The organism is Brevundimonas sp., assembly GCF_052436175.1.
Classification (GTDB): domain Bacteria; phylum Pseudomonadota; class Alphaproteobacteria; order Caulobacterales; family Caulobacteraceae; genus Brevundimonas.
Map to the genome: position 1 here is coordinate 1 of NZ_JBQVNM010000071.1, position 14,052 is coordinate 14,052.

Below are 14,052 nucleotides of genomic sequence, written 5' to 3' on the forward strand. Positions count from 1 at the left end.
GTGGAGAAGTCCGGCCTGTCGTGGGGCGACGACGCCCCGTTCGCCAAGGACCGGTCGCTGGCCCAGGCCCTGATGGAGCCGACCCGGATCTATGTGAAGTCGGTCCTGCCGCAGATGAAGGCCGGTCTGGTCAAGGCGGGCGCCCACATCACCGGCGGCGGCCTGATCGAGAACCCGCCGCGCTGCATCGCCGAGGGTCTGGAAGCCTCGTTCGACTGGGACGCCTGGCCGATGCCTCACGTCTTCCAGTGGCTGGCCGAGACCGGCGGGATTTCGGACCACGAAATGCGCCGCACCTTCAACTGCGGCGTCGGCTTCATCCTGATCGTCAGCCCGGAAAACGCGGAAGAGGTGTTGGCGGGGCTGCTTGAGGCCGGCGAGACGGCGTTCGTTTGCGGGCAGTTGGTTGGGGCTTAAGCAGGACCAGCTAGTTTGAACAGGAAGGATCGGAGAAAGCCGTGGAGCTTCGGACACAGGGCGGCGAGCTTTGGTTAGGTGGAGCATTCAAGCTCGTCGCGATCGGCTACTTCCTTGGGGCGGCGGTAATCTTCGTGCCTCTTTTCCTGCTTGTTGCGTTGATCTCGCTCGCTGCCGGAGCGCCCGCAACCGTCAATGGCCAAGAAGTTGAAGGCGGCGGGAACGTCCTTCTCGCCGTCCTACCCATGATCTTCATGCTTCCGGTTGTTCTTGCCTTCCAGTCTTTCATGTTCGGTGGGTTGGCCGTCCTAGGGCTATGGCTTTATCAAAAGCGCAGGCCGATACGCGTCATCGAGAGTTGATCGACATCGACGAAAATGGATCGAGAACGGTCGTCCAGCCGACCGGCCGCCCCTACCGCGCCCCGCCGTTGACCGTCTGCTCGTAGAACCCCTTCAGGTCGGCGTGGAGCGCCTCCAGCGCCTCGCGGCTCGTGTACATCATGTGGCCGCCGTCATAGTAGGTGAAGGCGACGTTCCCGCGGACCTCGGGCTCCAGCATCATCTGGGCCATGTCGAACTCGGTCGAGAAGAAGGGTGTGGCGGCGTCGTAGTAGCCGTTCAGGGCCAGCACCTTCAGATACGGATTGCGCCGCATCGCCGTGGCAAGGTCGATGGCGGTGTTCGGCGTGGTCTGCGGCCCACCCACCGGCGGACGGTGGCTCCAGTTCCAGTTGAAGCCCGGCAGGCCCCGCGCCGACATGCGGTACTCGACGTTTGTCTTGTAGTTCAGGGTGTTGGCCACATAGTCCCGGAACACGCTGAAATAGGCGCCGGTGATGGCGCTGGACGAGGGGTCCTCCTCCGGCTCTCCGCCCGCCGCGTCCATGTCCATGCCGAGGTAGCGCATATCCAGACGGCCGATGGTCCGGCGACGGTCCCGCAGCAATTCCTTGCGGAAGCCGCTGAGTTCGACCCTCAGATTGGCCTGGTCGATGTATTCCGGCGACAGGCCGATCAGTTCGCTCATCTGGCGGGCGATCGAGGCCCGCTCGGCGTCGGAGATCATCGACCCCTTGGCCAGGGCCGAGGCATAGGGGCCGAGGGCGAACTCGCGGGCGCGCTGGACATGGGTTTCCACGTCGGCCGGGCGGTTCGGGACCTTGTTGTGATACCAGGCCGTCGCCGCGAAGGTCGGAAACAGGCCGATGTAGTTGGACGAGAAGCCCGGCTGGCGCACGCCGTAGTTCATGATCGAGGACAGCAGGACCACGCCGTTCAGGGCCATGCCCTGGCTTTCCAGATTATAGGCCACCGCCCCGGCGCGCAGCGTGCCGTAGCTCTCGCCGATGATGTATTTCGGGCTGGTCCAGCGGCTGTATTTGGTCGTGTAGCGCATGATGGCGCGGGTGAAGGCGTCCGCGTCCTGGTCCACGCCCCAGAAGGCCGCGCCCGGCGTCTCGCCCAGCGGCCGCGAATAGCCGGCGCCGACCATGTCGATGAAGACCAGATCCGTCTGGTCCAGCAGGGTCATGTCGTTGGGGCCGAACCGGAAGGGCGCAGGTCGCTCGACCACCGGCTCGTCGGTCAGGATCCGCACCGGGCCGAACGACCCCATGTGCAGCCAGATCGTCGGCGACCCCGGCCCGCCGTTATAGAGATAGGTCACCGGCCGCCGCCCCACCGGCTGTCCGTCGAGGGTGTAGGCGGTGAAGAACAGGCTGGCCGTCGGCATCCCCGCGTCGTCGCGGATGGTCAGGGTGCCGGCCGTGGCGGTGTAGCGGAGGGTCTGGCCGTGGGCGTTGACGCTGCCCTTCGTCACCACCTCCTGCTCGGCCACCGGGGCGCGGGCCCAGTCGGCCTCGACGGCGTGGGCGTTGGCGTTGCGGAAGCGGTCGGGGGCCGACTGCATTGCGCCCGGCGACTGGGCCAGAACCGGCGCGGCGACGAGAGCCGACGCCAGGGCGGCGCAGGCGGCGGCGAGAATACGCGTCATGGAAAAATCCCCCTCGAACAGGGCTGGGACGCTAGGGCCTCGAGCCGTCGTTTCGCAAGCCCGGATCGTTCACCCCTTGCCTCCGACCCTCCCACGGGCCATCCAGCCGCCGCCATGACCGCTTCTTCGCCACCGCCCCGCCGACGTGTCGCCGTGCTGATCTCCGGCGCGGGGTCGAACATGGCCGCCCTGATCGAGGCGTCCAAGTCCCCCGATGCGGCCTATGAGGTGGTGCTGGTCCTGTCCAACCGGCCGGACGCCGGCGGGCTGGACACGGCGCGGCGGGCCGGCGTCCAGGCCGTCGCCGTCGATCACCGCCCCTTCGGTAAGGACCGCGAGGCGCACGAGCGGGCCGTGGACGCAGAACTGGAGCGGGCCGGCGTCGAGGTGGTGGCCTTGGCCGGATACATGCGGCTGTTGACGCCCTGGCTGGTGCGCAGATGGGCCGGCCGTATGCTGAACATCCACCCCAGTCTCCTGCCCCTCTACCCCGGACTGGACACCCATGCGCGGGCCCTGGCGGCGGGCGACGCCGAGGCAGGCTGCACCGTCCATCTGGTGACCGAAGGCGTGGACGAGGGCCCGATTCTGGGCCAGGCGCGCGTGCCCGTGCTGCCTGAAGACGACGCGGCGGCCCTGTCCGAACGGGTTCTGGTCGCCGAACACGGCCTCTACCCCCGCGTCCTGAATGACTTCTGCCGCGCCCTCTGAGACCGAGCCTGCGGGCATTACAAATTCTTCATGCGACAGACCGCCGCACCGGCGCAAAGGTGCGGCCGCTTTCAAACCGGACCTCTGTTCATGAATCGCTTTCGTCTGATGGCCGCCTGCTCGGCCTGTTTCATGGTCGCCCTGACCGGCGCCGCCTCTGCCCAGCAACACAGCCACGGCGCACCGGGCGCGCCCGTCTTCGGGGCCTGGGGCTTCGATCTGGCCGGGCGGGACACGACGGTGAAGCCGGGCGACGACTTCAACGCCTACGCCAACGGGACCTATTTGCGGACGACCGAGATCCCGTCCGACAAGGCGCGGTTCGGCCCGTTCGACGTCCTGTACGAGAACGCCCAGGCCCAGTTGAAGTCGATCATCGAGACCAGCGCGGCCAACCCGACCAATGACAACGCCCGCAAGGTCGGCGCCCTCTATGCCAGCTTCATGGATGAGGCCCGCGTCGAACAGCTGGGCGCCCGCCCCCTGGCCGCCGACCTGGCCGCCATCCGCGCCGTCACCGATCATTCCGGCATGGCCCGGCTGATGGGCGCCAGCCATTCGGGCTTCGGCGGCTCGTTGTTCGGCGTCGATGTGTTCGAGGACCTGAAGGACCCCAACCTGAACTCGGCCTATCTGGCCCAGGCCGGTCTGGGGCTGCCGGACCGCGACTACTATCTGAAGCCCGACTTCGCCGCCCAGCGCGAGGCCTACCTAGCCTATCTGACCCGTACTCTGACCGCCATCGGCTGGGCCGATCCGGCCAAATCGGCCGCCGACATCCTCGCCTTCGAGACCCGGATCGCCGAAAAGCACTGGACCCAGGTCGAGAGCCGTCAGATCGACAAGCTCTACAACCCGACCAAGGTGGCGGACCTGGCGACCTTCGCCCCCGGCTTCGACTGGGCGGCCTTCGTCAGCGGCGCCCAGATCGACAACGTCGACACCCTGGTGCTGATGCAGGACACGGCCATCCCCGGCATCGCCCAGGTCTTCGCCGACACCCCCATCGAGACCCTGAAGGCCTGGCAGGCCTTCCAGACCGCCGATCAGGCCAGCCCCTATCTGTCCAAGGCCTTCGTTGACAGCCGGTTCGACTTCCGCGGCAAGACCCTGCGCGGCCAGCCCGAAAACCGTCCGCGCTGGAACCGGGGCGTGGCCCTGGTCGATGGCCAGCTGGGCGAGGTTTTGGCCCAGGAATATGTCCGCCTGCACTTCCCCGCCTCGTCCAAGGCGGCGATGGAGACCCTGGTCGGCAACATCCGCGACGCCATGACCGAGCGGCTGAAGACCCTGGACTGGATGAGCGAGCCGACGCGCGAACAGGCCCTCTACAAGATGTCGAAGTTCGGAGTGAAGATCGGCTATCCCGACAAGTGGCGCAGCTATGACGGCCTGCAGCTGACGGCCGACGACCTGTACGGCAATGTCGAGCGCGCCTCGGCCTTCGACTGGGCCTACAAGCGCGGCAAGATCGGCCAGCCGGTCGATCCGCTGGAGTGGGGCATGACGCCCCAGACCGTGAACGCCTACTACAACCCGCCGCGCAACGAGATCGTCTTCCCGGCGGCGATCCTTCAGGCGCCCTTCTTCGATCCCAAGGCGGATGCGGCGGTCAACTACGGCGGCATCGGCGCGGTCATCGGCCACGAGATCACCCACGGCTTCGACGATCAGGGTCGCAAGTCCGACGGCGACGGGGTGCTGCGCGACTGGTGGACGCCGGAAGACGCCGCCCGGTTCGAGGAACGCGCCAAGGTGCTGGGCGCCATCTATGACAAGCTGGAGCCGCTCCCCGGCGTCCACGTCAACGGCGAACTGACCATGGGCGAGAACATCGCCGACCTGGGCGGGCTGCTGCTGGCGCTGGACGCCTATCACCGCAGCCTGAACGGCCAGCCGGCCCCGGTGATCGACGGCCTGACAGGCGACCAGCGCGTCTTCCTCGGCTGGGCCCAGGTGTGGCGCGAGAAGTCGCGCGAGGCGGCGCTGCGCGAGCAGCTGACCACCGACCCCCACTCGCCGGGACCGGTGCGGGCCGCCACCTCGCCGCGCAACATCGACGCCTGGTATGCGGCGTTCGGCGTTACCCCCGGACAGAAGGAATACATTGCCCCCGAGGCCCGCGCCCGCATCTGGTAGGATCTGACACGGCGGAAACGAAAAGGCCCGGAGCGCATGTTCCGGGCCTTTGCACTGTTCAGTGTCGTCGGCCGGATGCTGGATCCGGCCTGACGAACCTCAGCCGACGATCTGGTCTTCGGTGAAGAACTGGGCGATCTCGATGCCGGCGTTCTCGAGACTGTCCGAACCGTGGACCGAGTTCTCGCCGATCGACAGGGCGAACTGCTTGCGGATGGTGCCTTCGGCGGCCTGTTCCGGGTTGGTGGCGCCCATGACTTCGCGATAGGCGGCGACGGCGTTCGGGCCTTCCAGGACCTGGACGACGACCGGCTCGGCGGTCATCTGCTCGACCAGCTCGCCGTAGAAGGGACGCTCGGCGTGGACTTCGTAGAACTTCTTGGCCTGTTCGGTCGTCAGCTTGACGCGGCGCTGGGCGACGATGCGCAGGCCGGCGCCTTCGATCACGGCGTTGATGGCGCCCGTCAGATTGCGGCGGGTCGCGTCGGGCTTGATGATCGAGAAGGTGCGTTCGGTCATGGGGAGACTTCTTGTTTGGGAGTTTGAAGGTGGGGGCTTATAGACGCGCCCTTAGTCATTTCCAAGGCGTCCCCACACGCTCCCTGCGCGACCGACCGCGCTTGGGTTCAGGGTCGCCGCCAGGCACGCCAGACCCATGCTCCAGATCACAGACCTGACGTTCAACGCCTGGGGCCGCAAATTCCTCGTGGACGCCTCCGTCAGCCTGCCCCCGGGGGCCAAGGTGGGACTGGTCGGCCGCAACGGCATCGGCAAGTCCACCCTGTTCAAGCTGATCCTGGGCGAGCTCAACGCCAACGGAGACGAGATCAGCCTGCCGAAGAACGCCCGCATCGGCTCGGTCGATCAGGAACACCCCGCCACCCCCGTCAGCGTCATCGACACCATCCTCGAGGCAGACGTCGAGCGCCACACCCGTCTGGGGCGACTGGAAACCGCCGAGCCCGAGGAGATGGGGGAGATCTGGGCCCGCCTGATCGAGATCGACGCCGACGCCGCCCCGGCCCGCGCCGCCGAAATCCTGGTCGGCCTCGGCTTCGATCAGGAGAACCAGCAGCGTCCGATGTCGGAGTTCTCGGGCGGCTGGCGCATGCGCGTCGCCCTGGCTGCAGCCCTGTTCGCCGAGCCGGACATGTTGCTGCTGGACGAACCGACCAACTACCTCGACCTGGAAGGCGCCCTCTGGCTCGAGGCGCGGCTGAAGAAATACCCGCACACGGCGCTCATCATCTCCCACGACCGCGAGATGCTGAACGAGGTCTGCACCCACATCCTGCACCTCGCGAACCACACCCTGACCCTCTACACGGGCAACTACGACCAGTTCGAGCAGGCCCGCGCCGAGAAGGCGCGCCTGCAACTGTCGGCCAAGGCCAAGCAGGACGCCGAACGCGCCCACCTCCAGGCCTTCGTGGACCGCTTCAAGGCCAAGGCCTCCAAGGCCGCCCAGGCCCAGTCGCGCATGAAGCGTCTGGCCAAGATGCAGCCCGTCGCGACCACCATCGAGGAACGCGTCGCCCCCTTCACCCTGCCCTCGCCGCCACGCCCCCTTGCGCCGCCGCTGATCCGGCTGGAGCGGGCCAATGTCGGCTATGAGCCGGGCAAGCCGATCCTGAGGAACCTCAACCTGCGCATGGACCTGGACGACCGCATCGGCCTCTTGGGCGTCAACGGCGCGGGCAAGTCCACCTTCGCCAAGATGATCGCCGGCGCCCTGAACGTCGAAACCGGCGAACTGCACCGCGACAAGAAGATGCGCGTCGGCTGGTTCCACCAGCATCAGATCGAGGCCATGGACCCGACCGACACGCCGCTGGAGATCATCCGCCGCGCCATGCCGGACGCGCCGGAAAGCGCCCGCCGTTCCAAACTCGCCCAGTTCGGCCTGGGTTACGAGAAGCAGGAGACCACGGTGGACAGCCTGTCGGGCGGTGAACGCGCGCGGCTGCTGCTGAACATGGTGGCGATGGATGCGCCCCACGTCCTGATCCTCGACGAACCGACCAACCACCTGGACATCGACAGCCGCCGCGCCCTGCTGGACGCCCTGAACGACTACAACGGCGCCGTCATCCTGATCACCCACGACCGGTCGCTGATGGAGATGGTCGCCGACCGCCTGTGGCTGGCCGCCGACGGCACGGTCAAACCCTATGACGGCGACATGGACGACTACGCCAAGTTCGTCCTCGACCGCGCCAAGGCCGCCGCCGTCAAGCCGAGCCAGATCAGGAAGGAAGAGGCGGCGGCCGCCGCGCCGGTTCAGGACAACAAGAACCGCAAGAACGACAAGAAATCAGGCCCCTCCCCCTCGACCTTGCGTCATGCGGTGAAGAAAGCCGAGGAGCGGATGGCCCAGCTGACCGCCGAGATCGCCCGCATTGACGACGACATGGCCAACGCCTCGATCAGCAATCCCAAGGCGCTCGAAGGCCTGACCCGCGCCCGCGCCAAGACCCAGTCGGATCTCGACGCCGCAGAGGCCGCCTGGATGGCCGCCGAAGAAGCTCTGGCCGAGGTCGCCTGATGAAGCCGATCGAATTCTCGAAGGCGGAGATGCGCGACATGGTGCGCCGTCTCCAAGGCTATTTCACCGATGAGCTGGAAATGGATCTCGGCGACCTGCCCGCAGAAATGCTGATCGCCTTCATCGCCCGCGACCTGGGTCCGGCCTTCTACAATCGCGGCCTCTATGACGCCCAGGCCCTGATCGCGGCCAAGGCCGAAGAGACCGTCGACGCCATCTATGGAATGGAACAGAAGCCCGGCGGTCGCTGACGCCGGCTAGAGCGAGGCTGCAAGCCGCTCCTGTTCAAGCACCGCGACCAGGTCCGCCGCCGGCATGAACCGGGCCAGGGGCGCGCCCTGGCCGGCCCACCAGGCGCTGAAGCCGGTTTCGCCCCGGGCGCGTGCGGCGGCGTTCAGGGCCTTTCCGGCGTGGTAGGCCACGGGGTAGTCGGGCGGACGTCGATCATCCGCCCTGCCCCAGTCGGTGAAGCGGTTGGGGAGCCCGCGCGCCGGTCGCCCGGAGATGACTCGGGTCATCACGGTATGGGCCGCCACCGGCCCTCTCAGGGCGGCTCGAAAGCCGGAGTCGGCCGCGCTTTCGGGACAGCCGATGAAGGCGGTGCCCAGCTGGGCGGCGACCGCGCCCAGATCGAGGACGGCCCGCACCCCCTGCCCGTCCATGATCCCACCCGCAGCGATGACCGGCAGGTTCGACCGCGTCGCGAGCAGCCGGGTCAGGGCCAAGGCTCCCAGCCGGTCGTCGGCGGCGTCCGGATCGAACACGCCGCGATGCCCGCCCGCCTCGTAGCCCTGAGCCACGACGGCGTCGACGCGGGCCGCCTCAACCCGCCGCGCCTCCTCCAGGCTCGTCGCCGTCGCCAGCAGAAGACAGCCCGCCTGTTTCAGGGCGGCGATCCGCGCCGCGTCCGGCAGGCCGAAGTGGAAGCTGACCACGGGCGGCGCCTGCTCGACGAGCAGGGCCACCATGTCGTCATCGTCGGCGAAGCTGGTGTAGGGCGGCGTCAGATCGGGCGGCGGCGCGGCGCCGAACTCCGCGAAAAGCGACGCCAGAGCCTGCAACCACGCCGCCTCCCTTTCGGCGTCGCGCCGGGGCGAGGCGTGGACGAACAGGTTGACGTTGAAGGCCCGGTCGGTCCGCTGGCGCACAGCCTGGATCATGGCCCGCGCGCCGTCCGCATCGGTCGCCCCGACACTGATCGAACCCAGTCCGCCCGCGTTCGACACGGCGGCGGCCAGCTCCGGCGTCGAAACCCCCGCCATCGGCGCCTGGATGATCGGAGCAGTGACGGACAGGCGTTCGAGGATGTTCATCCCCGGATAATGGGCATTCCCTGCTTCCGCGCCAGCGGACGATCGACCGAACAGCGGCTTTACGGATTTGACCGCCTGTCGGGATTGGGCGAGGCTCCGTCCCATTCTTCAGGAGCCGCCCCATGCGAACCATGATGCTCGCCGCCGTTGTCGCCGCCTTCACAGGCGCCGCCTCGGCCCAGACGGCGCCGTCGCGCTATGCGGTGGATGTCTCCATCATGGCCAAGGGCGTGGAGGTCGCCTCGGGTCGCACGGCTATCGGCGAAGGCGGCCAGGCCGAAATCCTGCTGACCGGCGCCGACGGTCAATACACCTTCACCGCCGACCTGCAGCCGGAACAGGGCGACGGCGGCGAGAACCGCCTGATCCTCGAAGCCCACCTCAACCATGACGGAGCCGATCTGGCGAACCCGAGGCTGGTTCTGACCCGCGACTCTCGGGCCCTGATGCAGATCGGGTCCAAGACGGGCGACGGCGAACATCTGACGGACGGCGTCGAGATCAAGATCACCCCGCTTGCCGCCGACTGACCGAGCCCGCGCGACGCCCTGCCGCCCTTGACGCCTCGGGCCGGGGTGGTCGAGGGTGCGTCCCGTCCCGCCGTAGCCTGAGTTCGTCGATGAAGCGTCCCCTGCTGTCCGCCAGCCTGTTCGTCCTCGCCCTGGCCGCAGCGGCGCCGGCTCTCGCCCAGACGGCGGCGCTCACCGATGCCACCCAGGCGCCGCTGGCCCTGCCCCGCCCTCAGCCGACGATCCCCGCCCCGACGCAGGCGACCTATCCCGGCGTCATCCGCTATGAGGCCGACATCACCGATCTGGACCGCCGGATCGTCAGCGTGCGCCAGACCATCCCGGTCGCCGCGCCCGGCCCCCTGACCCTGCTCTATCCGAAGTTCCTGCCCGGCAACCACGCCGACACCGGACCGATCCAGCTGATCGCGGGCGTGACGGTCACCGCGAACGGGCAGCGCGTCGAGTGGGTCCGCGATACCCTGGAGCCCTACGCCTTCCACCTGGACATCCCCGCAGGCGTGACCGAGATCGAGGTCGCCTTCCAGTGGCTGACCCAGCCGGACAACGCGGTCTGGCGCGTCACCATGACCCCGGCCCTGGTGAACCTGCAGTGGGAGAAGGCCATCCTCTATCCGGCGGGATACGCCTCGACCGGCATCACCGTGGCGCCGTCGGTGAAGATGCCTGAGGGCTGGAACTATGGCGTGGCGCTCGACACGGAGCGTTTCGAGGGCGGCGTCGCGACGTTCAAGCCGGTCGACCTCTACACCCTGGTCGACAGCCCCATGTTCGCCGGCGCCCATTACCGCCGCATCGGCATCGACCGCACCCATGGCGACGTCTTTCTGAACATCCTCGGCGACGAGGCGAAGAACATCGCCCCGACCGAGGCCCAACTCGACCTCTATCGCAATCTGGTGGACCAGACCGACCGCCTGTTCGGCGCGCGCCACTATGACCGCTATGAGTTCCTGTTCGCTCTCACGAACCAGCTGGGCGGGATCGGGCTGGAGCATCACCGCTCGTCCGAGAACACCGCGGCGCCCGACTATTTCACCGCCTGGGACAAGAGCGCGGGCAGCCGCGAACTGCTGCCGCACGAGTTCACCCACTCCTGGAACGGCAAACACATGCGGCCCGCCGACGAGCTGACCGCCAACTACAATGTGCCGACCCAGAACACGCTGCTGTGGGTCTATGAGGGCCAGACCGAATACTGGGGCGACATCCTCGCCGCCCGCTCGGGCCTGCACAGCAAGGAAGAGGCCCTGATCAGCCTGGCTGGGGTCGCCGCCTTCTATGACCAGCAGCCGGGTCGCGAATGGCGGGCCTTGCAGGACACCAACAACCACAACCTTCTGGGCTATCGCGTGCCCGGGCAGTGGACGTCCTGGATGCGCGGCACGGGCGACTACTACCGCGAGGCCCTGCTGGACTGGCTGGACGCCGACACCCTGATCTGCGAGCAGACCAACGACCGCAAGTCGCTCGACGACTTCGCCAAACGGTTCTTCGGCCGAAACGACGGTGTGATCGCGCCCGAGGGCTACACCTTCGAGGACGTGGTGGCGGCCCTGAACGCCGTCCACCCCCACGACTGGGCCGGCTTCCTGCGGGCCCGCCTCGACGCCGTGGGGCCCGAGGCCAAGGCGCCGCTGGACGGCCTGACGCGCGGCGGATACCGGCTGGCCTATGTGTCGGACCTGACGGCGGCCGAAAAGAAGGTCCAGTCGGGCTGGGCCAACGACTTCCAGTATTCCCTCGGCTTCACCCTGTCGGGCACGACCAACCGCCTGTCGAACATCCGCTGGGGCAGCCCGGCGTTCGAGGCGGGCGTCGGCGCGGGCTGGGATCTGGTCGCGGTCAACGACGTCGCCGCAACGCCCGAGCGCCTGCGCGACGCCGTCACGGCCGCAAAGGGGACCGAAACGCCCGTGACCCTGTTGCTGAAGTCCGGCGACCGCTTCCGCACCGTGGCCCTCCCCTACCACGGCGGCCTGCGTTACCCGCGTCTGGAGCGGATCGAGGGGACGCCGGACCGGCTGGGCGCGATCCTCGCGGCCCGGGCGCGGTGACCAGGCGCGCTGACCAGACGCGCTGACCAGACGCGCTGACCGGGGTCAGCCCGGCTTTAAGATCGAGAAGACAAGGGCCGCGCCGAAGATCAGCATCCAGATCCAGACCCCCCAGCCGCCATGGCGACGTTCTTCGCCCAGCCGGCCCTTGAACACCGGCAGGCTGAAGTTCACGCCATTGTTCTCGACGGCCTTTCGCGCGAACCGGAAATAGTCCTTCGCCTCTGAGGCCGGGATCGACCGGCGCATCAGGTCCAGCGACAGGACCTGTTCGGCCTGGCGGTCGGACAGCCAGCGGAAGGTGTTCTGTTGCCGGGCCCCCGGGCCGCTCTCGGACACGCTCCAGGGCTGGATTTCGATGTGGCGAGGGAAGTTGAACAGCCGTCGCGTGATCAGGCGGCGGGGGCTGCCCATGTCGATCGGCGCCGAACGATCCGGGCTTTCGATGAAGCCGAGACTGGGTCCGACCACGTCGTCTCGCGAGGCGAACCTGACGTTGCCCTCGCCCGGGCCGGGGATCAGGGCCGACTCGACCGCAAAGGTGGCTTCCAGGGTGATCAGATTGGCCATGGCGTCGTCGACGATCGTCAGCGGCTCGATCACGGTCAGGCGGCCATAGTCCTTTTCGAAGGGTTCGCGCAGGATGCGCGCCATCTCGGCTGGACTGTCATTGGCGGCCCACCGCCGGACATCATCGGCGCGCCAGTCGCGATAGGTGGTGCGAAGGGTCAGGCGGGCCGGGTCGGCGGCCATCTGGGGGAAGGTCCAGGTCTCGACCGCCTCATAAACCAGCGGGGCCTCGCCGTCCGGCATGGGCTCCAGGGTCGCGCCCTCGATCAGTGGCAGGGCCCAACCCATTCGCACCGGCGTCAACGTCGCCAGCGCTCCGCCCTGAGACGACAGGGTCGGGTCCAGCCACCATGTGCGCCCATCCAGCACGAGCCTGACGATGCAGTGGTCGAAGGCCGTCAGATTGGGCGTCGCCTCATTCAGCGCAAAGCCGGTCGCCGTGTTGACCAGGGCCGGCGCCGCCTCCAGTCCCAGTCGCCTCAGTATGGCGACGCAAAGCCGTGACGCGTCCTTGCAGTCGCCGTATCGCGTGGCCCAGATCTGATCGATCTCGCGCGGACGGAACCCGCCGACGCCAAATCCGATCGAATGGTAGCGAAGGCCGTCCTGGACGCAGGCCAGGGCCGCCACCGCCCGCTCGCTCGGCGACGCCAGCCCCGCCAGGGCCGCGACATGGGCTTCCAGATCCGGGGGAAGGGTCCGGGGCGGCTCATAGGCGTGACGGAAGGCGTCGCTGACCTCCGCCCAGCTCATGACCTCGGCCACATGGACCTGGCTGAACCCCACATGCCAGCGCGGCTCATCCATCTCATGGCGATAGGGCGGCGCGTCCACCTCGCGCCACGCCAGACGCCTGACGCCCCCCGACACGCTGTCCTCCGGCTCCGGCGCCGCGCCGTCACGCCGGACGGTGATCGGCCTGTCCTCTGTGCACAACACCGTGACGCGGGTCTCGACGGTGGGGGCCGACCATTGCAGCCGCGCCCGGACGTTCAGTCGATCCTGCAGGACCGGATTGGCACCTATGATCGAAAAGGCGGTGTCCACCACATCGCCGACGCGCACGTCGGGAATGATCATGTGGGCGGTGGCCCGCCCGTCATAGACCGCGCGTTCCAGGTTCAGCTCGCGCCTGAGGACTTCGAAGGCCGCTGGCGTCGCCGCCTCACGCGGCACCCCGTCACGCCACACCCTGAACTTGTGGATCACCAAGGTTTCAAAGGCGGGATTGAACGGGACCTCGATGCTGGCGGCCGACTGCAGACCGTCGCGGCCGGTGACCTTCTGGACCAGCCGGCTGGTGTAGACGGGTTCGGGCCCCGAATAGTCGAAGCGACTGTCGCTCAGGAGAAAGCAGCTTCCCCGCTCGGCCCGGCTCGCGAGATCGCGATCTCCGGGATCGAACGGCTCCATGTCGAAACCGGCCGGCGCTGCGCCGAACAACAGGCCCTGGGCCTTCAATGCCTCACCGTCGAACGCCACGCCCGCCTGCCCTGTTTTCCTCAGTCTAGCGCAGCGTCCCGGGCTGACCAGACATTAGTCGATAGCAAAACGGCCCCCGGATCGCTCCGGGGGCCGCTCTGTATTCACACGAGGTTCGCGCTCAAGCAGCGAGCGACCGCGTCGCTCGCGTTAGCGCGCCATCGCCTTTAGGCGATGATCTTGGAGACCACGCCGGCGCCGACGGTGCGGCCGCCTTCGCGGATGGCGAAGCGCAGGCCCTGGTCCATGGCGATCGGGGTGATCAGTTCCACGGTCAGCTCGGCGTTGTCGCC

Annotated in this window: 12 protein-coding genes and 1 pseudogene; 8 read left to right on the plus strand and 5 right to left on the minus strand. The window is 67.9% G+C overall.

From position 1 onward, the window contains the following. A partial coding sequence (locus ACT6QK_RS13095) for an AIR synthase-related protein (protein WP_444598265.1) occupies positions 1-417 on the plus strand: 417 nt, incomplete at its 5' end. A gap of 41 nt (positions 418-458) precedes the next feature. After that, complete coding sequence (locus ACT6QK_RS13100; RefSeq protein WP_444598266.1) at positions 459-779, plus strand: hypothetical protein; 321 nt, start codon at positions 459-461, stop codon at positions 777-779. Between the two features lie 52 nt (positions 780-831). Here the strand turns inward: ACT6QK_RS13100 and ACT6QK_RS13105 are convergent, their stop codons facing one another. Further along, a complete protein-coding gene (locus ACT6QK_RS13105) occupies positions 832-2,412 on the minus strand; it encodes a S10 family peptidase (RefSeq protein WP_444598267.1) in 1,581 nt (526 codons plus the stop codon). A 114-nt stretch (positions 2,413-2,526) separates the two neighbouring features. Between ACT6QK_RS13105 and purN the strand changes: the two genes are divergently transcribed. Next, positions 2,527-3,123 (plus strand): phosphoribosylglycinamide formyltransferase, encoded by a 597-nt coding sequence (gene purN / locus ACT6QK_RS13110; protein ID WP_444598268.1) that lies wholly within the window; start codon positions 2,527-2,529, stop codon positions 3,121-3,123. A gap of 90 nt (positions 3,124-3,213) precedes the next feature. Then, on the plus strand, positions 3,214-5,262 hold the full coding sequence (locus ACT6QK_RS13115; RefSeq protein WP_444598269.1) for a M13 family metallopeptidase: 2,049 nt from the start codon (positions 3,214-3,216) through the stop codon (positions 5,260-5,262). Between the two features lie 99 nt (positions 5,263-5,361). On the opposite strand, the gene ndk is transcribed toward ACT6QK_RS13115, so the two are convergent. After that, positions 5,362-5,781, minus strand: coding sequence for a nucleoside-diphosphate kinase (gene ndk, locus ACT6QK_RS13120; RefSeq protein ID WP_444598270.1), 420 nt, complete (start codon positions 5,779-5,781; stop codon positions 5,362-5,364). 136 nt (positions 5,782-5,917) lie between these two features. Between ndk and abc-f the strand changes: the two genes are divergently transcribed. Together abc-f and ACT6QK_RS13130 are read left to right on the plus strand one after the other, a co-directional pair. Then, complete coding sequence (abc-f, locus tag ACT6QK_RS13125) at positions 5,918-7,807, plus strand: ribosomal protection-like ABC-F family protein (protein WP_444598271.1); 1,890 nt, start codon at positions 5,918-5,920, stop codon at positions 7,805-7,807. After that, positions 7,807-8,058 (plus strand): DUF2164 domain-containing protein, encoded by a 252-nt coding sequence (locus tag ACT6QK_RS13130; protein ID WP_444598272.1) that lies wholly within the window; start codon positions 7,807-7,809, stop codon positions 8,056-8,058. Before abc-f ends, ACT6QK_RS13130 begins: the two co-directional genes overlap by 1 nt. Before the next feature lie 6 nt (positions 8,059-8,064). Here the strand turns inward: ACT6QK_RS13130 and ACT6QK_RS13135 are convergent, their stop codons facing one another. Beyond that, positions 8,065-9,120: an NAD(P)H-dependent flavin oxidoreductase gene (locus tag ACT6QK_RS13135; RefSeq protein WP_444598273.1), complete on the minus strand. Its 1,056-nt coding sequence runs from the start codon at positions 9,118-9,120 to the stop codon at positions 8,065-8,067. 122 nt (positions 9,121-9,242) lie between these two features. Here ACT6QK_RS13135 and ACT6QK_RS13140 point away from each other — a divergent pair, with 122 nt between their 5' ends. Together ACT6QK_RS13140 and ACT6QK_RS13145 are read left to right on the plus strand one after the other, a co-directional pair. Next, entirely contained in the window at positions 9,243-9,650 is a 408-nt protein-coding gene (locus ACT6QK_RS13140) for a hypothetical protein (protein WP_444598274.1), read from the plus strand. Positions 9,651-9,739: 89 nt separating this feature from the next. Next, positions 9,740-11,707 carry a M61 family metallopeptidase gene (locus ACT6QK_RS13145; protein WP_444598275.1) on the plus strand — a complete coding sequence of 656 codons (1,968 nt, stop codon included), beginning with the start codon at positions 9,740-9,742 and terminating at the stop codon, positions 11,705-11,707. 45 nt (positions 11,708-11,752) lie between these two features. Here the strand turns inward: ACT6QK_RS13145 and ACT6QK_RS13150 are convergent, their stop codons facing one another. Continuing rightward, entirely contained in the window at positions 11,753-13,759 is a 2,007-nt protein-coding gene (locus tag ACT6QK_RS13150) for a DUF3857 domain-containing transglutaminase family protein (protein ID WP_444598276.1), read from the minus strand. A gap of 167 nt (positions 13,760-13,926) precedes the next feature. After that, positions 13,927-14,052 (minus strand): annotated as a pseudogene (tuf, locus tag ACT6QK_RS13155) (elongation factor Tu); the annotation flags it as partial.

Coding starts and splice junctions, on each gene's coding strand:
- ACT6QK_RS13135 (WP_444598273.1), bottom strand. CDS start 9,120: ATGAACATCCTCGAACGCCTGTCCGTCACTGCTCCGATCATCCAGGCG.
- ACT6QK_RS13145 (WP_444598275.1), top strand. CDS start 9,740: ATGAAGCGTCCCCTGCTGTCCGCCAGCCTGTTCGTCCTCGCCCTGGCC.
- abc-f (WP_444598271.1), top strand. CDS start 5,918: ATGCTCCAGATCACAGACCTGACGTTCAACGCCTGGGGCCGCAAATTC.
- purN (WP_444598268.1), top strand. CDS start 2,527: ATGACCGCTTCTTCGCCACCGCCCCGCCGACGTGTCGCCGTGCTGATC.
- ACT6QK_RS13115 (WP_444598269.1), top strand. CDS start 3,214: ATGAATCGCTTTCGTCTGATGGCCGCCTGCTCGGCCTGTTTCATGGTC.
- ACT6QK_RS13130 (WP_444598272.1), top strand. CDS start 7,807: ATGAAGCCGATCGAATTCTCGAAGGCGGAGATGCGCGACATGGTGCGC.
- ACT6QK_RS13105 (WP_444598267.1), bottom strand. CDS start 2,412: ATGACGCGTATTCTCGCCGCCGCCTGCGCCGCCCTGGCGTCGGCTCTC.
- ACT6QK_RS13140 (WP_444598274.1), top strand. CDS start 9,243: ATGCGAACCATGATGCTCGCCGCCGTTGTCGCCGCCTTCACAGGCGCC.
- ndk (WP_444598270.1), bottom strand. CDS start 5,781: ATGACCGAACGCACCTTCTCGATCATCAAGCCCGACGCGACCCGCCGC.